Genomic DNA, 23,531 nt, shown 5'->3' with positions numbered 1-23,531 from the left:
CCGCAGTTGTTTTTTTCTGCTTGTTCTTGATGAGGGCGCCGACATGTTCAAGTTTCTCGCGTCGTTGAATAAACGCTTCATGTATGAAAAAAGCCTGGTCGATCTGGATCCTCCCACCGCTGTCGGCGTGCTGCCGCCGATTCCGGGTGGCGAAGAGAACCTATTGCCCAAGGATGCCTGGGAACAGCCATTGCGTATCGGGTTTCCCCTTTGGAGCGACGCTGCTCCAGAGGCCGGGATGTACGATACGGTGGAGTTGATATGGGATGAAAATGAAGCCGAGCCCGTGGCTACAAAACGTTGGGAGGGGCCTCTCGAACCTGACAGTCCGCCTGCGGATCTGTGGCTGGAAGTTCCTGTTGCCAAGCTGGATGAGGGCATCCACCGCGTGTCTTACCGGTTGAATCCCTGGAACAGTTCGACCCCTCGTCGATCCGTGCCGATCAAGGTCACTATTGATAAAACGCCTCCTCAATTGGCCTTTAACAATGTTGTGTTGATCGACCCGACCATTGTCGAAGATGGCCTCTCCGAACAATACCTCATCGACAACAACGGGATCGTGGCCGTGAGCGTTCCCACCTACCTCGAACCGGCCCCCGGTGACCGTATCGTCTGCGCCTGGAAAAACGAGGATAGCGGCCAGCAACGGGAAGTATCCAGGACGCTTACCGAAGACGACTACGAAGAATTCCAGTTTCAACTGGAGTTCGACGAAGCGCTCATTCGCGACATGGGCGACGGGCCGCGTTCGATCTCCTATCGGGTCTTTGATCGGGCCGGCAACGAATCGCCTGAATCCGATCCGATCTCGTTCGTGGTTGCGGTCTTGCGAGCGCCGCATTACGTTCCTTACCCTTGGGTCGAGGAAGCCGAAGGCAACCCGTCGCAATATGCCGATCTGAATCCACTGAGGGCTATAAACGGGGCAACCGCGCAGATTCCCGAGGATGCCGTCTATTATGACGATGACGTCGTCTCCATGCAGTTCGGCGAACCTGGTACGGCGGGAGCAATTGCCGTTCCAGTGCCGTGGGGCGTGAAGTCAGTGACGATTCCCGCGGCGAGTATTGCTGCGATGTTCAACAAGGACGTGCCAATGTACTACGGTGTCAAACTCGCGGACGGCACCTCCAAGGACTCGGAGAAACTGACGGTACAGGTCGGAACGTTTACCCAGTTTCCGCCCCCCCAGTTGGAACCTCCCTTCACCACTCCGGTATCCAAGGCCACAATTCCGGCCGGCGGGTTGCCTGTGCATCAAAAAAAATGGGTCTTTATCAGCGAGGCCTGCCTGGTGACTATCAAGGTGTCGGGCTTGAACAGAAGTCTGACCATCCTGGACAAGCACAAGGTCGTAGCGGCGGAGGTCAGCAATGGGGTGCACGTTAAACTGCCTCGGGATTTCATGTTGTCCCTGCCAACCGATAATCAGTTTATCGTGCAAACCCAGGTCAGCTTCGATGACGGCGAGCACTGGCAGTTCTTCACCGAGTTGCGACCGATGCTGAAGGCTTGACCAAAGGCTTTACTGGAAGGTGAGGGTGAAGCTCAGCGCGCCATTGGCGCTGCCTGGGCTCACTACGCTGCCGGTCTTGTAGAACCGCGCACTGAAGCCGAGCGTCTTGTCGCGGGCGTTTTCAATGGAACCGAAGAACACGTCCGTGCCCAATGGCACGGGGGTGATCCCATCGCCTCGCAATATCTGGATGCCGACACCCCGGGCGCCCGAGCCATTACCCAGACTGAATACACCGTTACGGCCGTCGCCCTCGGGCAAGGACCCGTTGGCGCCGTCGAGGCGGATGTAGGCGTTGGCCTGGTTGGCGTTGGTCGGGTCGGCCTCGCAGCGGGTCAGGGTGATCGTGAACGGCACAGGCGTGGTGGCATAGTCGGGAGAATTGAAGTCGCCGACCTGCCAGGTACCCAGCGGTACCGGGTCGACACTCACCGGGTTGGCGCCCACTGCACATTGGGACTGAATGACCGTTGCGTTCAGGTTGTAGCCAAAGCCTTTGCCGATGTTGGAGAAATAACCGTCGAACATATGCCGGTTCACCATGTGCGGACCGGGGGCGATAGGGCCGGTCTTGATCAGCGTGACCAAGCTGCGCAGCCTGGAGAGAGAGAACGGCGACACCATGCGCTGGCTGAGTTGTGCATCGAAGGGCATCACGGGGCTGCCGCCGATGGGGGAGAAGGAATTGCCAGCCACTCCGTCGAATCCGGCTTCCAAGGTAATGCGCGCACCGATTCCCGGTATGTTAGTGGCGAAAATCTTGTCGTCGACGCCGCTGCCAAAGGTGCCCCGCCGATGATCGAGCGGCGCTATGTTGATGGCGTTGAAGTCCAGCGTCACGCTGCCATCGTTGGTGCAGACGATGGTCGGTCCCGGGCGGTTGCTGGTAACGAATTGGTCGGCAACGCCAATGACGCTGTTGGTACTCGCATCGCGAGGCACGTAGACGGTACCCAGGTTGACCTGGTAGGTGACTGGGCCCGGCGCTGAATCCCACCGGCAGGTATTGCCCATGACGGGCAAGGCAAACTGGCAGCCAGCGAAGACGCCGATCAGGCTGGCGAGGTGTCGCGCTGATAATTTAATCATGAATATCCTGCTGGGGAGGCGGCGTCGCGTCAAAGACGGTATCGCCTGGAAAAAACCGGTTCATCGGCAGATCGCCGTTTGCAAGCGGTAGCCCCGGGACGACGGCAAGCTCTGCGGATCAATGACCAGGCGGCATTGCTGTGCGGGTCTTGCACCCCAGGCAACACTCAAGACTTGCGGTTGCGCGTGAGTGCTCAACAGGGCCTGGCCGCCTTGGCCGACAATTCCGACGACTTCGCCCTCGGCGGATTCGAGCCGGGCGCCAAACGGCAACGGACGACCCTCGAACGTGGCATTGACCACGACTCGCAGGACTGAGCGGGCGGCGAACGTACGCTTGACCAGCGCTCCCCGTCGAGGCACGGCCTGGGTGGTTCCGTTCTCCAGTTCGATTTCCGGCCCCAGCTCCGCGGTATCCAGCTCGATCTGGTTGATCCGGTAGGGCCGCAGGTAGGGAACCAGCGCGAAGCCTCGCGCATTGGTGCGTACCCCTGGCGCATTGGCGATTCCGACATCCTTGATGCCTGGCACCTCGATCAGCGCCGCGGTTTCTCCCAGGTAGGGACCGAACTCGACACCTTCTCCGTGCAGCACGATGGCACCGGCGCCGTTGACCGACAGGTTGCGGTAGGCATTGCCGTAGTTCAGGCCCGCGCCGAAATTGCCGACGGGCATCTGGTAGCTCATCGACAGCTCGGCGGCTTGCTGCCGGTGGTTTTCGTTGACGATGCCTGCGCGGTAACCGAGGCGATTCTGGTCCAGGCTGCCGGTGACGCTGGCACGCTGGCTCCAGCTCGTGCCGGTTTTTTGCGTGTCCAGCCTGATGGAACTGGTGTGACCGATGTCCAGCGGGAACGAGACACTCAAGCCCATCTGACGATCACTGGTCTGCTGACGGCTGCGCAATGATTGCCCAGCATAGAGGCTGTAGTTCACGCTTCGATGGCGGGTATTGAAGTTGAGCTGGAACTGGCGCTGTTGCTGATCGGTGCGCCAGAAATCTTCCTGGGAGAGCGTGAAGGTCAGGGCACTCTGCTGGCCGATGCCCTGGTAGATCGACGCCTCCAGGCGACTGCGCCGGCTGCCCTTGAAGGTAGTGTCCTGGCTACGCTGGCGCACGGCTTCATCGAAGTCCCGATACCCTTGCGTGGAGTAGCGGTAACCGGCAAAGCGCAGGCTGGTGCGTGAATCGAAGCTCTTGCCATACTTGATTGCGTAGCTCAGGCCTTGTACGGAGCCCGCATCCTGGACATCGATCGCGGCGCTGGAGCGGGTGACGTCCAGTGCCAGTGCGCCGATTGCGCCCAAGTCCTTTGCCGCGCCCAGGCTGGCCGCCTGGTAATGCTCGCTGGTCTGCAGGCCGCCGTAGAGAGTCGTGCCCCAGCCGATCCCGCTGGCAAGCGTGCCTTGCCAGAGCATCGGGTCTTCAACCTTTCCGGCGACGTTATAGCGGCCGATGGCAGCACTGTACTTCCAGATGTTCTCGCGAAGCAGGTTGCCCAGGGACGCGTAGGGTTGGGTAAAACGCCTGACCTGGCCGTCGGCCTCGGTGAGCAGGATCTCCAGCTCACCGCTGCCTCCGCCGGTGTTCAGGTCGTCGATTTCAAAAGGACCGGCGCTGACATAGGTGGAATAGATCGGGTAGCCGCTCTGGCGTATCTCCAGGCGCGCCCGGCTGAACGCCACGCCGCGGATGATCGGCGAATAATTCTGCATGACGTCGGGCAGCATGCCGGAGTCCGATTTGAGCATCACTCCCTTTAGTGCAACGCTTTTGAACACATCACCGCCGCTGTAGGCTTCGCCCACGGTCAGGTTGGCGTGCAGGCCGGGCAGGTCACGCTGGGCGTAAGTGTAGGCCCGCGTCCAGGTGCGCCCGCCATCGCTGTCCTGGCGGGAACTTTGATTGCTGCGCAAGCGCCATGGGCCGAGATTGATACCACCGTTCAGCAGCAGATCCTGGCTGTCGCTACGTCCCGAATAGCGGGTATCGCCTTGCTGCGCCGAGACCTGGTAATTGACAAACGCGGCGTTGATGCCGTGCTCCCAGCGCTGCGGGTCGACGTAACCGCTGGCCTTGCGGTGCATGGCAATTTGCGGAACCGAGAGGTTCAGTTGCAAGCGCGGCGCATCAAAATCGGCGCGGGCGTCGGGGATCAGGATGGCCAGCTCTACGCATCGACTTGCGAGCGTTTCGGGATCGGCGACGCTTTTGGTGTTCACGCCGAACTGATCGAGCAGGCCCATTGTCAGGCAGGCCGACAGAACGGCCGAACCGCCATTGATGAACTCGATGTCGTGCTCGCCCACGTATTGCTGGTTAAGCCTGACCTGCACACGGTAGCGACCCGGCACCAAGCCTTGTTCGTTGGCCATGGCTTGCAAGGCCAACTGGCCGGCGTCGGCATCCTGGTCATGGCCCTGATGCATGAAGCCCGAAAGAAACCGTGCTGGTGTTTGCGCCAGTACGTCGCCCGTCTCGATAAGCATGCCGCTGCCGCCGGCCAGCAGGCAGCGAGCCAGCCGCATGCGCATGCGCCGGCCTGCTGAAAATCCGATCATGATCATGTTCCCTGACACTGCGGGCTGGAGGGGTTAAGGGTGCTGCCGCACGGGCAAGGTGGCGGGCTCGGTAATGCCGCCGTAATCGTTGATCGTGGTGAACAAGAGCTGCGCGTCGCTGCCGGGTTTGAAACCTTTCAGCGAATAGATTTCACGCCCGAAGGGCGTTGCCATCGCCGGCCTGTCGATTCGTTTCGACTGACCGCCAGCGCTGATTTCCAGGTGCTGGAAGGTGTAGTGGAAGGGGGTAGGATTGTTCAGCACCAGGCTTGGCATGCCATTGATCGATTGCAATGACCATTGCAAATCCTGGAGCCGCTCCGCCGGGGTTTGCTTCAGTTCCGCAGGGCGATAGAAAAACTTGATGCGCGTACGGATGGCGATGTTCAGCACGTTGCGCTGGTCGGTTTCGGCCTGGGGAATTTCCTGGGCATTAAAAAAGAACAACGACTCGCGATCGTTGGGCAGTGAATGAGGCAAGCCATTGATCTGCACGTGCTGCTCTCTGCCCGGGTTGATGCGAAACAGCGGCGGCGAGGCTACGAACGGTACGATCGTAGTGGTGTCGTCGGCGCTGGTGTTGACCCAGGATTGCACCGCGAAGACTTTGTCGCTGGGGTTGGCGACGATCAGTGAAACGTTGCGTTTGCCACTGTCGAAAATCACCCGGGTCGCGCTCAGCGTCAGGGCTCCCTGGCTCAGGGGGGCGTAGGCCAGGAGCAAGGTCACAGTCCCTGTGAGTAAGGTGCAGGCACGGCGGTATTTTCTTTTTGATCGAAACACTGGGTCATCCCGTGATATTGCTGCGGTCCGTGGTGGTGAACGACGCGGTTGGATGCATGGCTATGCACCCAACCGCGGATCTCACGGGTAGGTGGCGACGAAATTGATATTGGCAATCACCGGGCCGGGAGTAACCGTTGCGCTGATGGAACGATACTTGGCGTGGAAGATCATCCGGGTTTCGCCGGTGGGGTTCAGCGGATAGGCCTTGGACGGCGTGCCGCTGTCGATAGGCGCGTTATCGTTGTCCTTGATGGTCAGGGCGACGCCGGTAGCACCGCCGGTCTGGATCCCGTAGTACTTGCCATCGGTGCCGGCGCTGCCATGGGTACTGGTGAACGTCACCTCCGCTGTATCACCGGCGGAAAAGCCGCAGGCAGTCCCATCCTTGACGCGCAACGCGAACTCGCGGCCGCCGACTTCCGTATCGGCTACCCCGGCGAAATCCAGGGCGGCGACCTCACCCAGGTTGATGGGACCGGGGGCGCCGCTGCCCGGATCGATGGGTTCGATCGGGCAGGTATTGGCATTGATGAGACCGGTGAAATTGATCTGCCCGCTGCTGGTACCGGCGAATGCGGATGCGCCGGCAAGGGCGGTTACCAGCCCGAGGGAGGCTGCCAGGAGGTTTTTTTTCATCTAGTCGAATCCTTGAACAATGAACGGTGAGCCATAGAGGAGGCGATGCACTGGCTGCTCGCGAATAGAGGGCTATCGCGAGGAGGCATGCTTCGGTGGGGGATTCTAGGGAGGGGGTGGGGCAGGGAATATGAGAGAATTCTCATTTCCCGAGACAACGGTTGGGGGAGTGTTTAAGGGTGTTTCCAGAGAGAAAAAGACCAGGCGACCCCAGGGCCGCCTGGCTTCGCTCAGACCTTGTGAACCCCGGGCATGACGGCCGGGTCGCCCGGCTTTCTGTGGGCGTACCACTGTTGACCGCCGAGCACGACATTCTTTGTCAGCTTTTTTTGGTCCCCTGCTACAAGTTGGGCCAGCGCTGGAGGAAGATCATAACTGGTGTTCGAATCGGCTGAACTGGCTCTGCTGCGGGTTCGGAAAGAATTGTCAGACGAGCTGACCGAAGCGGTGCTCGAACGGCTGCCGGAACTTGACGGACCCATCTCCTCCACCTGTGGTGAAAACGTGACTCGACGGTTCTGGTTCCGATTTGGACCGATGCTGTCGTCCGGAGTAGCTGAGCGCCGGGGCTCGAACATACTCAGGTCAAGGTCGGCAAAATCGTCGGTGTCATCCAGCGAGGCCCTGCCTGGAGCTCTTCCAAGCTTGGCCCTCGGAATGGTGATCGGATTCGGGACTTTGGGTACGGGCGGTTTGGGCAACTTGACTTGCGGAAGCGCTATCGCATCCAGGCCCAGCGAGATCCAGCCAAGTGCTTCGCTGGCATTCTCATCCCGGACAAAGCCGGAAGCAACCGCCACTCCTCCCGCCACCACCGATGAGCCCACGGTCACGGCTGTTATGGCGGTACTGATGGCCGCGGCCGAGGTCGTGATGCCCACTTGCGCCATGGCTGCGATCAGCGGCCCCGGATTGAGCGTCACAAATGACAAAACGATGCCGAGGACGGTGGTGGCTGCCGAGACCCCGATATTGAACCCTATATTATTGATAATCTGCCCCTGGCGCGCGTGCCCGGTCGGGTCGCCGAAGGCGATCGGGTTACCGGCGCAATACATGTAGCAATTGAGGCCACCGGCGCCAAAGGGGCTCAGGGCATCCGGGCTGTGGAAGCGCATCAGCGCTGGGTTATAGGCCCGGTAGCCGTTGCCCAGTAAATACCACCCGGTGCTTTCAAGCGCCTCGCCATTGAAAGCCAGCAGGCTCTGCAATGTCGAGTCCGGCCCCCGCTCGCCGTAGGTTCCATAGATGGCGCTGCGCACTTGATCGCCCTGGCTCTCGGCGATGACCGACTGTTTGGCATCGGTCATCAGCAACAGCGTTTGCCCATCGTCGCTGGGGGTCTGTTGGCCGAGGGGCTTCCCCTGGTGATAAAGGAACTGCACATGTTGATCGTCGTGCAGCGTGTCGGTGATCCGCGTGCCCTGGTAGAAACGCAGGGTTTGCGTATCCCCCTGTGGGGTGATCGCCTGCAAGTGGTCGTGGGCATCGTAGCGATAATTTTTCAGGGGCTGTCCGTCAGGGCTGGCGACACTCACCAGACGCCCCTGGCTGTCATAGTCAAGCTGTCGTCCCGCTTCATCCTGCTTCAGGTTGCCGTCCAGATCATAAGTGAAGCGGGTTTCCAGGCTCTGGTAATCAGGATGGCTGTGGCTGGCGCCCACCAGTTGGCAGGGATCGTCCTCGGCAAAGCTGAAATGCGCTATGTCCAGTTGCCCATCGTTGAAAACGGTCCGCGTGTAGATAATGTTGTCCAGCGTATCGAACTCGAAGTACTGGCTGAGGATGGCGTTGCCGAAGCGATCCTTTGGCAGTTCAGTGCCTGAGCAACGGTAGAGCTCCAGGCGTCCGCGCAGGTCGTAGCTGTAGGTTTCCAGCAGAACAGTGGCCCCTGCTACGCGCAGGTGCCGGCTACGCACGTTGCTGTCGGCCTGGTAAGTCAATTCAATGGAGCGCTCGGCTTCGATCGGCTGGCCCAGCGGGTCGAGCAACACCAAGGTGCGCAGGATCTCGCGCCCCGCATCATCGAACGCCAGGGTAGTGGTCAGAGTGTTGTTGTTGGCATTGTCGCGGCTGGTGGTTCGAAACAGGCGGCCGATTGCATCGTATTCGAATGAGGCCTTCAGTTGCCTTTGCTCGATGCTCAGCAGCCGCCCTTTGGTCGGGTTATATGCCATACGCGTATCGTGACCGCCAATGTCGGTACGGCTCAACGGACGTCCTTTCAGGGAAGTGCTATAGCGGGTCGTGTACGGTTTGTTGTCGAGGGCATCGGTCCAGGTCTCGGCCTCCAGATGTCCGGCCTCATCATAGGCAAAGGCATATGCGCCCTGGCTGTTTTCGAGCCGTTCAGTCTGGCGTCCAGCACGTCGATGTCGAAGGATGACTCGTCGTCCGTTGCGGTGATGACGGTCGGCTTCTCGATCAGGCCGTGCTGGTATTGAAACTCGACCGCGTTGCCGGCCGGAGTGACCCGGCGCTTGGGCAGCAGATAGCCAGCCTCGTACTCCCGTGACTCGATCCGGGGACCAACCTTGAACTGTGTCACCCGGTCCAGGCCGTCGAACTCTTGCTCGCCTACGGTGCGGGCGGGCCCGTCGAAATTGCCCGGCTTGACCTCGATCCGGCTACGCAACTCGGCCCGGCTGTGCGCGGCGTAAGTAGTATGGACAGTGGTCAGGTCGGGCAGGGTGGTGCGGACCAGGCGGGCGAACGCATCGTAGCTATAACGTGTGATACCGCCGAGCTCGTCAACCTTTGACGCACAATTGCCCAGGCCATCATAGTCGAATACCGTTCGGCTGATGCGCTGCCCGTTCGGGTCGATCCGTTCGACGCTGACGGTTTTTTCGAATCGGTTGGTAACGGTCCGGGTGCGTGCTGTGCCTTCGATCCATTGTTCGCTGGCAAAAGCTATGGGGTCGTTGAACATCAGCATTTTTACGCCGTCCGGCCGGGTTACGCTGTCGCGCAACCCCCAGGAGTCGTAGCTGTAGGTGGTCGTCAAGAGAAGATCGTTGGTTTCCAGCCAGTCGATTTGCGTTTCTTCCATCAGCAGGCCTTTGTCGTTGTACTGTGCCTTGTAGATATCGCGATAGGTGCCGAAATCCTCCAGCTCCTCGCGAACCACCCGGCTCATTCCGTCGAAATGAGTCCGTAGCTTCACGCCCTTGACGTCCTCCATTTCCTGAAAGGCCTGGATCGCCACAGGAAGGAGGCCCGTATCGACCGGCCGTATCAGGCGGTAATTATAACGCCGCGCTGCTTCGTATTCCGTGCCGGGGGCCTGGGTTTCACGAACTACCCTGTTCAGTTGGTCATAAAGGTAACTGTATTGAACGCCGTCCTGGGTGATCAGCAGGGGTTCGCCGTGGAGCATCGAACGTTCGTCGACCACGGTCATGACGGTATCGTCGAAGTCCGTCGAGGAGGTTTGCTCGGTTTGTAACGAGCGGGTTTCGGCATTTTTTGTATAGCGGTAATCGACGAAGGAAGTGGGACCAGTATCGCTGCCCAGCGTGATTGCCTGCCGGGCTCGCCGGCCATGGGTCAACGGGTCGGCTGGAACGTTGAAGTAGCCGAAGAGGGTCGATGAGAGCTGGCGCTCGATGGGGTCTTTGGTGTCGGTCAGTTCGAACAGTTGCTCTTGTGTCATGGCTATCCAGGGCTTTTGGATAGTGCTGCTGCCCAGCGACGGCAGTGCTTCATAGCGAAACCGGGTGCGCAATGGCAATGCACCGCTCTGCAGTCCTGGCACGAGTGTCGGATCGCTTGCGGGGAGGAAGGTTTTTTCGCGCACGTGGCGCACGAACCCATAAGGATCCGCCGGGCACTGCCCTGCCACCCCTTCAGCGGGGTAATAAGCAATGTGCTCGGTAACACCGCTGGGCTCGACCCGCAGCGTCTGGTTGCCGTAAATGTCGAATTCGCTGAGCTGCTTGTCCTGGCGCCAACTACGCGGGTCGTCGCTGATCGACCACAGCGTCGAAATTGTCCGGGGCAACTGGCACTGCCGTGGCTGCTCGTCGAAAGATAGCGTGTCGTCATCATCCGCGTAATAACGGCTGCGGACGGTTTTCTGCCGATTGTCCTGCACGGTGGTTTCTTCGGTCTGCAGGTGGAAGCGGTTGAATGTCCGGGTCACGCTGCGCACGACATCGGTACCGGCCATCAGGCTTTCGGTGGAGCTGTAGAGGTAGGGTTCGTTGACCTTGAACAGATTGTCCAGGCCGTCGTCCGTCCATTCGACAGCACTTCCATAGCCGAGGAAATTATGCCCGTCGCTGGCGTAGCTGTACTTCACCACGATGGGCGCGTTGCCGCCGCCGGGGGCGGTTACATGGTCGGTCACCCTCGGCAGTTTGCGCTGTTCATTGCCGCCGCCGGGGAAGCCATGGCCTGAATCGTTGTACTGGATGGTTTCGTGGGCGCCCAGCGGCGTCCAGACTTCGCTGATGCAGGCCAGCTCGCGCACCGTCCGGTACTCAAAGCGCCAGCCGGCGGCTTCGGTCGTCGGCAGGGTGACCCTGTCGATGCGATCATTTATCAAATTCAAGAGCACCTGGGCCGCGGGGGTGGCGCCGTTGAATCCGATGCTGAAGGTGACCGTGTGTTTTACCCGGTCGCGGGTGACTTGCAGAAGCCTGCCGCTGCTGTCCTGGATGACGCTAAGCATCGGGCGCCCGTTGAAGACGTCGTACTCGAGCGTGATCTCATGGCCCTGCGCTGAATGGATGCTCACCGGTACTGCCACTTGCGGCTCCGCCCCCTGAAGTTCCAGGGTCTCCACCTGCCCCGATTTATGCACCACCCGATACTTTTTTTCGGGCAGTTCGAAGAGTTGGAAACTTTCGATTTTCTGCTCTTTCATGCGCAGGCGACCCGTATCTCCCGGGTATGACCCCGTGACCTTGAAAGTTTCCCCTGAATGAATCGAGACGATCTGGGTGCTCGGGGCATATTGCGTCAGCGCCAGGTCCCAGCCCAGGCCGAAGCCACTGTCGACCTCGTTCAGAGGGTTGAAGTTGAGCACCAGGGGAATCGCCGGGCCGCTGAGGTCACAGGTTTTCACTTCGGGTAAAGACAGCGACACCGTGTACATGCCCGTCCTTGCATCGACTCCGGACTGGACAAAACTGAGGAAGTTGAAGGCGTTGGAATGGACGGCGGTGGAAGCGGGCATGGATGAGGCCTCGGTCTGGAAAGTTATTTATCGGTCTCGACGCGTACGCACGAGAGTTTTCCGTGAATATCTCCGCCCGAGCGGGAGCGTATTTTCAGTACGCCAGGTTCGATGATCGTACCGTCCTGATGACCGTGCATCGATGCGAGGAACATCCAGGGCTCCGTCGGTGTTGTGGTCGGGTTCTTGATGGTACGAACCTCAATTTCCCATCCTTCATCATCCAGACAGCCTTCGCCGTTCTTATCGTCAAAAAAAGTTATACTGACCGCCGACGGGATGTTATCGAGTCGAACCGAATAGGCTTGGTCGTTGGTACAGCCAAAGTCTGATATAACATGATCGCCCGCCGTTGCTGGAACACTGCATTGAATGCTCGTGTTTTGTTCTCTGATGTAAATGGTGCCAGTGGCGTTTGTAGTGTTTTCCGTCATTCCATAACCTGCGTAACCAAGACCCATTACCAGAGTGAGTAATAACTTGAGATGTCGCATTACTTAATTCCTTTTGTCGGAGTTGGTATTCATTGGGCTTCCTCGCTACGCATAACGTAGCTTTCACCTGACAACGCTAGCAGAGACGCCGCCTCGGTAAACCTAACAGTTCTGATAGTTCCAACGAGCGTCGTTAGGGCGTAAATCTATATACCTGAACCCAAGTGATCCTGTGGATCGCTCAATACTTCCATGCCAAGGAATCAAAGATGACGCTCTCCAATCCGGCACCGGTCATTCCTTTATTAGGTCCGGATAATGCCGTTGATCTTGAGGAACTGGGTGCGCAGGAGCTTGAAACCTTTATAAAGTACGACGGCCTCGCCGACGCGGACTTCATTGTTGTCAATTGGTTCGGTTGTGGCGAATCCGGCGAGATAGTCGATAAATTCAATGACGAAGTCGAAGTGATCGGGGAGGAAGTCACGCCTGACGGCATGCCGGTCTTGATCGAGAACAGTCTGCTGCAGGCGCTTCGCAACGGTACGGTTTTTTATTCATATCGTGTGAGAAAACCCGGCGGCGTGCCCGGAGACGAATCGCTTCGGTTGTTTTTCTATGTTGGCAAACGTCCGAGGTCGGTAGCGACCCTGCCGGTGTTGCAGATCCGCGAATCGCACGATCTTCACCTGTCACTCGTTGAGGATGAACCTCGCATTTTTACTCCTTGGGTGGCGCCTTACCAGGCGATGGCCGCTGGAGACACGGTGACCCTGTATTGCCGTCGGTTTGACTCCGACGGCATGGAATTGCCTGCGCTCAAAAACTCACGGACGCTCGAAGACGAGGGCGTGGGCAAACCCCTGGGCCTGTTTCTTAATCGCTCCGATCTGCTGCGGGCCGAGGATGGAACCATGCAGGTGCACTACGGTATCCAATATGTAGGCAATCCGGGAGAAACCACCCAGTCCCCTGCGCAGACATTCAAGCTGCTGCCACCGACCTCGGTCGGGTTGCCGCCTCTGGAAATCGACGGGCATGACGGCGGCACGCTCAATCCCGCCTTGTTCCCGGAAGGCTTGCTGCTGCGCATCGCAGGCTACCCCGGTATGGAAGTGGGGGATGAGCTCCTTTGTCATGTCTCGTCGTCACTCGCGGATGTGGATCCGGTGATCCTGCGTGCCCGTGTCGATGCGTCCACGCTGGGCAAGGGGTTTTTCGAGTTACACCTGGACGCCGACTGGGTCGCCGCCAGTCAGGGCGGAACGATCGATTTGCGCTATCAATATGCCTGGGAGGGAACGGCACGCTCCTCGGAACCTTATCGGGTAAACGTACGAGAGCCCCTGTACTTGCCGATGGTCATCGTGCTGGACGCCTACGTCGACCCGGACAATCCGGTAGAGGGCGAAGGTCTGTTGAATGTCACAAACAAGGCCGCTACCGGCGTAACTATCTTGATCGACCCGCTTGCCAACTACGGCCCCGAGGACATCGTTCAACTGCACTGGGAAGGTTATGGCGACGGCGGTAAACATATCGCGACAGTCCCGACGAATGGGCGTACCTACAACATTCCAGCGCAATTCATTCCCTCGAATCTGGATAAGGCTGTGCGGGTTTATTACACCGTTCAGCAGTCAGGCGAGCCTGCCGTGCAGTCGGAAATTTTTACTGTGCGGGTGTTGTCGATCGAGAAACGCTTCTACAGAGCCATCCAGTCCGCGCAAGGCCAGGCGAATAACGGAACTATATATGTAAGCCGGATCGGAAATGAAGGCGAATTGTTCACGCTCCTCTCTTGGCTTTATATGCGTGATGGTCAGGTCGTAACCGCGCAGATTATGGGTAAGGGCCAGGATGGATCTGACTTGATTGTCCCGATTCTTGAAAACTACCCGGTAACAGCTGCGGACGTTACTAATAAACAAATTGAGAAAAATCTTGCAAGGTCCAGTTTCGAGGATTTCCAACTGGGTGCGGTAGAAGTTCAGGTCAAGATAGTTTACGAGCCGGGGGCGGAGACATTGTTTGAGCCGGCAAGGTTTACGCTGCAGACTTAGTCTTATAACAACCGAACGATCAATAGGTTGCTGAGTGCGCGCTTGAAGAAGTGTTAGTCGCAGGGAAATACTAATTTACCCCAGAGGATGAATATCATGGCGGCAGAACGTAAAACACTGAGCGAATACCTTAAATGGGCCAGCTTGGAGCCTCGTACGAGTGATTGGGATGCATTGGTTGCTTACGATCGCGATAAATGCAACCAGTTGCTGCTTCAGGAGTACGTCGAAAAACATCACACGAATTCGATGATGCCACCCATCAATGAAGCCTATGGCGTATCAGAAAGCACTTGGCGATGGAAGCTGGATTACGTCACCGATACGCCACGTTTGAGTTTTCATAATAACCCGGACAATACCGGCGAGGTCATGATGAGCATGGCCGTCGTCGGTGGCAAGGACATCAGCTTGGACGACACCCTGAGTTTCCCTCAGGTCACCAGAATCGGTTCCTATGATCCTCTGGATCATCCGACACTGGAAGCCAGGAAGGTACCGCTCAAGGAGGTTCAAGGCAGCGTCAATGATAAGGGTGAAGTGCAGTTGGATCTGGGCGATTCGGCCTCACAAAATAGACTTTGGCTAGAGACCTGTGATCGTATTCCCCTTCAGCAGAAGAAGGCCGGAGCGTTTTTCAAACGCAAATTTCGTGAGACTCCGGAGGAAAAGCGGCAATTTCACTTGGGTATGTTGGATACTACGACTCAGGAAATAATCAAGCCCGCCTCATTCAAGTTGCGGACCATTATGGAAGTCGGTGGCGATTCACTCGAGGCGGAGAACTACGGTAATGGCGCGCTTGAAATGCGTATTGCCATGGAAGGCTCAATGCAAGGCGGTTTGCCTGGAGATGATTGGTCGTATCCATTGCCCAGTGACCAGCCTGATCTCAATGCATCAATGTTATTTGGCTCGAATTTTTTCATGCATGAAATTATCGGCAAAGGTACGGCCAGGGCATTCAGTGCACCAAATGCCACATTCAAGGGTACGAAGGATGATAGGGGCTTTGTTCATATAATAGAAGTGGAAAGCACCGATGGTTATTTGGAGATTCCAGAATTTGAAGCGAGTCACGGCGCATGGAAAACTAGGTTCTTTGGGTATCGGCTACCTATTTTTATTGATGAGTACTCCAAGTTGACCATGACAATGTACAGGAATGAGGACGGCACTCCTCACCTGAGAGTGGGCATGGGTAATAAAGATATAAAGCACACCATGACTTGTGTGTTTGATGGGGGCAACTACACATTTCAGCTTGGGATTGGTTTAAGTGCAGATTACGCTTTTTCTCTCGATGCGGCGTCGCGCCGGCTTCACGTTGAGCTCCGATCAGCCGAGCTGTTATATACTTATATTGTCACGGAAGACGTGCCTCTAGCAGTCTGGTCATACCTAGCCAGTCGGGAATTCAGCAACACCATACAAAGTCATGCGGCCAACGCAGTTTTGTCAGCGATTAACGGGCTTGAAGCAATCGATCTATTTATCCTTAATTCAATTATTTTTAATACTGATGATGCGGTACAGCTTAAGAGAGTTGATCCGACGGGGGACTTGGTCCTTTTCGGCGCAATCAGCCCCCGCCTGACCACGTTTGCCATCGACCCCATGGAAGTCAAGCTGGGTTATGACGAGAAACGCCAATTTTCGGTAACCCCTACCCCTAGCGGCACCATCGACTGGAGTGTCGAGGATCTCGATGGCGGCACTCTGGGTGTCGGAACCATTGATTCACAAGGTCTCTATACCGCCCCGGCCTTGGCCGATATTCATGGGACCTATATGCGGGTCAAAGTGACCGCGTCCATCGCTGGGGTCCATACCACCAGGGCGTTGGTTACGGTCGTCGCCAGAACCATTACCCTGAACCCGCTGATTGAAATATGCAACGCTTCCAAGCCAAGCGTGGCCCCTGAGACTCGCGAACTGTCGGCGCACACTTTGAACGGCGCACTGAAATGGAGCGTCGTCGGCAGCGGCAGTATTCCTGCTGACGCAGATGGAGAAGGAAAAAATCTCTACACCGCGCCGTTCGCACCAGAGCAATCCGTCGAGTCTTTCACAATAGATGAAGTGGTTGTAAAAAACACAACAACCGATCAAGAACAGAATACCCTGATGGTGGTCAAGTACCGGCCTCAATTAGTGGTTATTGAGGCTGCGTTTGAGCAAGCTCCTTATGAGTCGGTGAAATTGGTTGCCTCGTTTAATGATCAGATACCCACCGAGCCTTTGGCGTGGAGATGTATACCCGCTGATGCTGGAGAAGTTGATCCTGCTACCGGGATTTTTACGGCAAGTGGAACCACCAGCAGTCAGTTTGTGCTGATCACGGTCATACTTGATCTCTCGGGGATGAAGCTTGACGGTTTCACCATTCTGCCGTTGCCGCTTTCGCCATTGCCGGACAAGCCGATTGTGGAAGAAGATCCTTTTCCAGACCTTGAGACGTTGAACGTCTTGTTGGATGCGGTCTCCGAAGAGCTCAAGTCAATCAATCCGTCCGCGAATGCCAGCGAAGAAATCAAAGGCTGTCTGCAGCGCATCGCCACCCTCGCCGAGGATAATCGAAATGGCCAGTAATTCACGTGCCGATATTTTGGCAAAAATGAAGGAGTATTCGATTACCCAAGGCTGGGGGGCCGTGTGTGCCTTCAATCGCGAGCGGCTTAATCGGGTGCTCCAGCAACAATGGCTGGAAAAATACGACGGTACGAATTATTTGCCGATATTTTCCGGCAGTATGAACCTCAATGACTCGGGATCCGAGGAAGGCGTTCTGACAAATGTCATGTTGGGCAAGCCTTTGCTATCGTTCGAGCCCGCCGATATAAGCAACTCCCGAGCCAAGTTGACCTTGAGTATTTTGGGCGGAAACTTTGCCGCTTATGAAGATACCTACGGCTTGATGTATGAGTTCGACATCAGCGAAGCCCATGGTTATACGCTCACGGTGGAATTGGACCTTTCCGTTGTGGTGGGGGTGGTTGATCGCCTGGGCAGGGTGACGCTGGACTTATCCAAGGGCGTGAAGTTCTCATGCAACCTCGCGGGGCCGGTGGCCAGTCAAGTCAAGATAGGCACGCACTTCGATGAAGTCTTCAAACACCTGCCGCCCGAGCAGCAGGTATATGTGTTGGGCATCCTCGACCTGAAAGGCGACAGCGACCTGACCCCGACAAACTTCGAGCTGCTGACGCAACGTGCACCCGGAGCCGAACTGGCGGACGCTGTCAATGCGCCAGACGGCGCGGTAGTGGTCATGGTGCAGCTCAGGGGGGACGAGATGGGCGGGGATTACCCATCGCCGGACCGATTCCCGTACCTGATTCCCGATGACGGGGATTTTTCGGCAACGGTGGTCCTGGCGGAAAAATATGTGGAGCGTTCCGATCCTGACAAGTTGGCGCTGATCCAGAGCCTTTTGTTTCCCGGAGAGCAGAATGTATTTGTTGAAGTTTCCCGCGATACGCCCAAGGATCTGGTGATTTTTGGTCGTCTCGACCCTTCCAGAACATCGATGACCATCGAGCCCGCGGTTCGCGTGGTGAAGGCCGGGAGCCAGCCTGTTGCATACACGGCGCTTTTCAATGGCGCCCCGGTAAGTGTCAGTTGGACGGTCAAGAGCCTCAATTCGAATACGTCGGCGGGCAGCATCGACGCTGCCGGACGTTACAGCCCCGTTTCCCGAGAGATGTTGGGCAAGGAGCTGGTGCGCAATATAGTCACGGCTTCCTATTTCGATCCCGATACGCAGCAGACATATCAAGTGGGGGCACTGTTGCTGGTCACGACCCGGTCGATGGCGATTTCTCCCGAAGCCGCGGCACGTATCGAGGGGCACCAGACAAAAACCGTGACCTTTGTCGCATCAGCCCTCAGTGGCTCGACGTTGACCTGGAAGCAACCGAACTATGGGTCACTGGCGGTCCAGGGCAATGGTAATACGGCGATCTATACACCACCGGCGGCCAGCGAATTGCTTGAGTTACCCGAATTCACGGTTGTTGACCCCATCATCGTTACGGATAACGCGGGTGAATCGGTCGAAGCGTCGGTGGTACTGACAAGAGCTGCTCCGACACTTGAGATAGAGCCGCGGTTCGTCGGCGGAGTGGGGCGCTCCGCGACCCAGCTATTCACCGAAAAATCAAACGCTCCAGAGGAAGTCGAGCGCACCTGGAGAGTGATAGGAGACGGAACGGTAGATGATAAAGGCGTCTACACCGCGCCCGCAGCGTCTTCCCGATCTTTCGATTTCATCAGGTGCGAGATTATTGTGGGTGGCATGCTCATCTATGCAGGCTACAGCATCGTAAAACTCGCCGCCCACCAGGAGGAGCCCGGTTGGGAGGGCCTGGTAAAGTTCGACCTTAAACCCCTTGGTGGCGAGGCAATGTTTGCCAACGGTTATCAACAACTGCCGCTGGAAGCGTTCATTGAAACCGACGGGGCACGGCTGACCCCCGAAGAGGAGAAGTCGCTGAAGATCTATCACGTCGGCTCCAACCAGATGGTCCCGGAGCTCCCTGCATTGCAGGAAGGCATCATGGCCGAGGAGCCTCCGCAGCCCGGCGGGCAGTGGGCACAGACGCGAATTCCCAATCGTTTCAAACCCTATGCAGGTATGAGCTCAGTGGCGCCTGGCAAGCAGGCTGAACCGAGCAGGGTGCGTGTGTATATGGTCGGCCGCACCACTGAGGTTACTCGTTTGTATGCGGTTTTTGAAAGCAGTCAGGGTGTCCCGTATCGCTCGGATACAGAAAACATTGAGAACGGCATCGTGACGCTGAAGCCCGTCGCTCCGCCCACTCCTACTCTCGCTCACTACGAGCTTACGCGTACCCGAGTGGAGGGTGGGGGAGGAAGTGATCCGGAGGGCGACTACGATTTTGATCATTTCCTCAAGACGACAGACTACTGGGACCTCTCCTATATGCGCGAGGGCCGGGTGGGTGTGGACTTCCAGACCGCAGAGGTGCGCGGCGAACATTTCTCGATGGTGAAGTGGGAAAGCCAAGCCGCCAATGAAACCATGTTCAGCTACACCGGCTATGGCTATGGCGATCCGCTGAAGAAACCCGAAACATACGTCCTGCATTATGACCAGGCGCTAGTTGATAACCTCGACGAAAAACCCAAGCCTGAAATGATTCAACAATATTCTCTGAGCGTGGGTTTATTCAGGGTCGGGCTGTTCCGGCGTGACCATTACGATAACGTTCGACGAGGCGCGCATCCGCTCTTGTATCCAATGGAGAGTTCTCCACTGGAGGTCTACCTGACGGACAATGAAGGCAACCATCATGAGCTTGCGATCAGCTTCCAGTCCGGTGACCGCAATCGATTAAGTGTTTCTTTCGCCGGCAAGAAAGGCTGAAAACGATCATTCTGCTGGGCAATGCGGCGGTGGTCGTATTGCCCAGCACGAACATTGAAGTTCACCTGGCTTATTCGCGAGGTTCATCATGACCGCTTCCACCGCCGTGCATTCCAACGCCTTCAACTTCATGAGCTTCATCCAGACGGGTGTAGACCCACGAACCGGTATCTATACCGTTTCCCTGTCGCTGCGTGAACTGCTCAGCAACCATTTGCGTGGCCCATCGGTGCCGCTGGTGCTCAGCTATAACCCGATGAACACGGTCGACAGCGGTTACGGCAAGGGTTGGAATCTGCAACTGAGCCAATACACGCCCAGTACCCAGGTCGTCTCGGTGTATTCCGGCGAGACCTTCAAAGTGACCGGTCCCTACGAAGGCGTTGCCAATCGCCGGCGAATGAAAGAGCAGAAGATCGAGAACTTCCAGTTTTATGAGCTCTCTGAAAGCCAATTCAAGATCGTGCATAAGTCAGGCCTGGTGGAGTGGCTGGAGCCCAAGGGCGCCTCTCCGCAAACGGCTGTGCCTGTCAGGATATTTTCACCGCAAGGTCACGAAATCAGCCTGGACTACATCGTGGTCAATGGTGAGCCGATGCTCAGTGCCATTCGGGACGACAATGGCCTGCTGTTGCAAGTGGTCCGTGACACCGAGACGCATGCCGTCAGGATCGGCTTTACCCCCGTTGGCGGTGCCCCGCTGGCCGAGGTGATCCTGGATATCAGGAACGACCGGGTCGACAGGATCACGTTACCGACTGTTGAAGAGGCAGGTTGGCGTTTCGAATATGACCCGCAGAAGGACGTCATCAGCGAGGTCTGGACACCGTTGGGGGGGCATGAGCGCGTCCTGTACCAGGACGAGGGGCATGGTTTCCCGGGCAACGGCAATGAGCAACGCAAGTTGCCCAGGGTCACCGGGCATATCACCGACCCTGGCGCCGGCCAAGCGCCCATCGAGGTTCGATACAGCTACGGAGCCGATGGGCATAACTTCCTGGGTTACGGCAGCAGCATCAACTGGACGGACGATGGCCTGGATAACCTTTATAAAGTCCTCGATGCCTATGAATATCAAACCACCGAGGAGCTGGTCGGAGCGAACGCGATACGCAGCGTCACCCGCGTCTTCAACCGCTTCCATTTGCTGGTATCACAGACGACTCTCCAGGGCACACACCAGCAGACTCTCAGCAATCGTTATTATGTGGACGATGACCCCAAGGCGCCTTTCGACCAGCAGCCACGCCAATGTCAGCTTCTGAAGGAAGCGACCACACGCTGGGAACTGACGGATGACCCACGGGTATTGCGCGAGGATGTCGAACTGAGCGAGTACGACATTCATGGCAACCAGACCTTGAGTGTCCAGGCCAGCGGCGTTACCGAGACGACGACTTACTACCCGGCCGAGGGCGTTGTCGGCCAGTGCCCGAAGGATCCCTACGGGTTTGTCCGGCATGTCGAGCAAACAACCACCACGCCGACCACCGATCCGTTGCGTGTCCCCGACGTGCAGGCCGGCGCGCCAACCCTACGGACCCGCTACCGTTATATCGAGCTGCCAACGCTTGCCAAAAGCGACATCAAGGAGCCCTGGGCAGTTGTCGCCGAGCAGGCCCTTTATCAAGTCGACCAGGCGGACGTCTTGCTGGAAACCACCCGCTCCGGGTATTTCGACACGCCGCTGGATCCTTTGATACATGGGCTCATTGAACTGGAAACTGTCGAGCGGGTTGGCGCAGATCAATCGTACGTCTCGACGACGGGTTATCAGTACAGCATCAAGACGGATGAGGAAAAGGCCAGGAAGAACAAGACGGACAAGGCTTCAGAGGTGCTCTTGGGTGAAACCGCGTTCGCCACTACCGAGACCTTTACCGGACATGACAGCCTGGTCAAGGTCGTCAGTACGGAGCGTTCGCTGCTCAACGGCGAGCCCCTGCTCAGCCAGGACAAGGACATCCGCATTCGTAACACCTACGATGCCCTGTTGCGTGTAGTGATGGAAACCGTTGCCCCCGACGATCCTGTCTATGCCGCCACGCGTTCCTACATCTACCGGCTGGTTCGCCCGTCGGACAGCGGCCAGGCGCTGGCGGCCGGGCAGGCTTGGCAGGAGATGGAAAACGTCAAGAAGGTCAAGACCCGTACCTGGTTCGACGGGTTGAATCGGCCCGTCAGCGAGGAGCAGCAAGATTTCGACTTCTCCGCTGGCGAATATCGCGAGACCTACCGGGCGACGCATAACGCTTTGGGGCAGTTGACCGAAGAACACGAAATCGATTGGCTGGAACTCGAACCCTTGGTTTTGAAGACCACCTATACCTTCGATGACTGGGGCGAGCAGTCGAGCAGTACCGATGCAGCGGGCGTTACGCAACACACTCTGCAGGACCCTATCAAGTTCACCAGCACAGAGTGGACGCAGGGCATGGGCAAGACCGTCACCACCACCAATCGCCTGGAAAAGCCGGTGAAAGTCGAGCGGTTCGACCTCGCGCAGGCGTCCGTCAGCGTCCATGGCTATTCCTACGATGGCCTGGGCCGTACGGCTCTGGAAAAAAACGCGGCGGGTTACGAGACGTCCTACGTCTACGATGTGTTCGATCGTATGCTCGAAACGACGTTGCCGACGCAGGACAAAGTTGTCCGTGAATACGCCGGCCATAGCCGTGGCGATCTGCCAACGCTGATCAAGGTCAACGACAAGGTCCTCGGCACCCAGGCTTTCGACAGCCTGGAGCGCTTGGTTGAATCGACGACCGGGGGCCGAGTCACCCGACACGAGTACGACACCAGCTACACCAAGGCCAATCGGGTCATCCAGCCCAGCGGCGACGTGATCCATTACGAATATGCCTATGAGCTCACAGATGAACCGCTCACTCGCAAGGCTGTGGCGGGGGAGGCAACCATTCAGCGCCTGCAGGAGGTTCCGGCGCCGATCGAAGCCATTTACGGCTACGATTTCCAAGATGCCCGGCTGCTCAATTCGGCTGAAACCGACATCCAACTGGAACGTACTTACGACGTCCGCGGCGAGATCAAGACGGAAACACGCAAAGTCACTGACGTGGTTGATCCCTATGCCATGACGTACGTCCACAGTCGGCTCGGAAGGATCATCCGGTACTACGATGTGATCGGTCAGGTCCAGTTGTCCGAATATGATCGAACTACCGGCAAGCTGGCCTACACCGAGTTGGGTGTGCCGGGCACTGGCGGCTACGTGAGGAGTGACTTCACCTATAACGTCCAGGGACTGACGGAGCGTATTTCCACCGTTGATGGCTCGAACAACAAGGTGAGCATCCAGCTTGAGTACGACGCCTTGGGGCGCGAAACGCTGCGCACGTTCGATTTCAACGGCGCCCGATCGTGGTTGAAACAGGTCTGGAACAATCTCGACCAGGTCGAACAGCGCGAACTGAGTGAAGGCTCGGCGCCGGGCGAAACGTTGTTGCGCGATGAGAACTATCGGTACGAGCTACGTGGACGACTTGAGGAGTATTGGTGCGATGGGCCCCAATCACCAGTGGACCCGTATGGCTATGTCATTTCGGAGCAAGTCTTCTTTTTCGATGCGCTGGACAATCACGAAGAGGTCCGTACGACCTTTATCAAAGGATCGGCGACCGAAATCAATAAGGCTCAGTTTGAATACGCCGGTGAGGATCCGACTCAATTGACTGCGGTGGTGAATTCCCATGTCGATTATCCGGATATCACCTTGGAATACGACGCCAACGGCAACCTGATCAAGGATGAAGAAGGACGAGCCCTTTCTTATGATTTGCTGTCACGTTTGGTCGAGGTGAGTGGGCCCAGCCCGTCGAACTGACGGGGGCTGTTTCCAGTGTCATGTCGT

12 protein-coding genes are annotated in these 23,531 nt (G+C 57.4%); 5 read left to right on the top strand and 7 right to left on the bottom strand.

What is annotated here, in order from left to right:
- Nucleotides 1-43 precede the first annotated feature (43 nt).
- Entirely contained in the window at nt 44-1,519 is a 1,476-nt protein-coding gene (locus tag J3P91_RS20345; RefSeq protein WP_434601553.1) for a hypothetical protein, read from the top strand.
- 9 nt (nt 1,520-1,528) lie between these two features.
- Here the strand turns inward: J3P91_RS20345 and J3P91_RS20340 are convergent, their stop codons facing one another.
- The 7 genes from J3P91_RS20340 to J3P91_RS20310 form a co-directional block, all read right to left on the bottom strand.
- Complete coding sequence (locus J3P91_RS20340) at nt 1,529-2,608, bottom strand: fimbrial protein (RefSeq protein WP_434601552.1); 1,080 nt, start codon at nt 2,606-2,608, stop codon at nt 1,529-1,531.
- Nucleotides 2,609-2,668: 60 nt separating this feature from the next.
- Nucleotides 2,669-5,176, bottom strand: a complete 2,508-nt coding sequence (locus J3P91_RS20335; RefSeq protein ID WP_434601551.1) for a fimbria/pilus outer membrane usher protein — start codon at nt 5,174-5,176, stop codon at nt 2,669-2,671.
- Between the two features lie 27 nt (nt 5,177-5,203).
- On the bottom strand, nt 5,204-5,893 hold the full coding sequence (locus J3P91_RS20330) for a fimbrial biogenesis chaperone (RefSeq protein WP_434601550.1): 690 nt from the start codon (nt 5,891-5,893) through the stop codon (nt 5,204-5,206).
- A gap of 141 nt (nt 5,894-6,034) precedes the next feature.
- Nucleotides 6,035-6,592 (bottom strand): fimbrial protein, encoded by a 558-nt coding sequence (locus J3P91_RS20325; protein ID WP_434601549.1) that lies wholly within the window; start codon nt 6,590-6,592, stop codon nt 6,035-6,037.
- A 230-nt stretch (nt 6,593-6,822) separates the two neighbouring features.
- The gene (locus J3P91_RS20320) at nt 6,823-8,805 is read right to left on the bottom strand and encodes an RHS repeat-associated core domain-containing protein (protein WP_434601548.1); all 1,983 of its coding nucleotides are present in this window, start codon (nt 8,803-8,805) and stop codon (nt 6,823-6,825) included.
- An 11-nt stretch (nt 8,806-8,816) separates the two neighbouring features.
- Entirely contained in the window at nt 8,817-11,774 is a 2,958-nt protein-coding gene (locus J3P91_RS20315; protein WP_434601547.1) for a sugar-binding protein, read from the bottom strand.
- A 23-nt stretch (nt 11,775-11,797) separates the two neighbouring features.
- Nucleotides 11,798-12,268 (bottom strand): hypothetical protein, encoded by a 471-nt coding sequence (locus tag J3P91_RS20310; RefSeq protein ID WP_434601546.1) that lies wholly within the window; start codon nt 12,266-12,268, stop codon nt 11,798-11,800.
- A 209-nt stretch (nt 12,269-12,477) separates the two neighbouring features.
- On the opposite strand from J3P91_RS20310, the gene J3P91_RS20305 reads away from it, so the two are divergent.
- From J3P91_RS20305 to J3P91_RS20290, 4 genes are all read left to right on the top strand, one after another.
- On the top strand, nt 12,478-14,271 hold the full coding sequence (locus J3P91_RS20305; protein ID WP_434601545.1) for a hypothetical protein: 1,794 nt from the start codon (nt 12,478-12,480) through the stop codon (nt 14,269-14,271).
- Nucleotides 14,272-14,367: 96 nt separating this feature from the next.
- Nucleotides 14,368-16,863, top strand: a complete 2,496-nt coding sequence (locus J3P91_RS20300) for a hypothetical protein (protein WP_434601544.1) — start codon at nt 14,368-14,370, stop codon at nt 16,861-16,863.
- Complete coding sequence (locus J3P91_RS20295; protein ID WP_434601543.1) at nt 16,853-19,660, top strand: hypothetical protein; 2,808 nt, start codon at nt 16,853-16,855, stop codon at nt 19,658-19,660. Before J3P91_RS20300 ends, J3P91_RS20295 begins: the two co-directional genes overlap by 11 nt.
- A gap of 88 nt (nt 19,661-19,748) precedes the next feature.
- Nucleotides 19,749-23,504 carry a sugar-binding protein gene (locus J3P91_RS20290; RefSeq protein WP_434601542.1) on the top strand — a complete coding sequence of 1,252 codons (3,756 nt, stop codon included), beginning with the start codon at nt 19,749-19,751 and terminating at the stop codon, nt 23,502-23,504.
- Nucleotides 23,505-23,531 lie beyond the last annotated feature (27 nt).

The organism is Pseudomonas sp. Z4-7 (assembly GCF_051131965.1).
In the GTDB taxonomy this organism is placed as follows: Bacteria; Pseudomonadota; Gammaproteobacteria; order Pseudomonadales; family Pseudomonadaceae; genus Aquipseudomonas.
The sequence above is the reverse complement of the archived record's forward strand: the minus strand, read 5'-3'. Positions and strand labels throughout refer to the sequence as shown.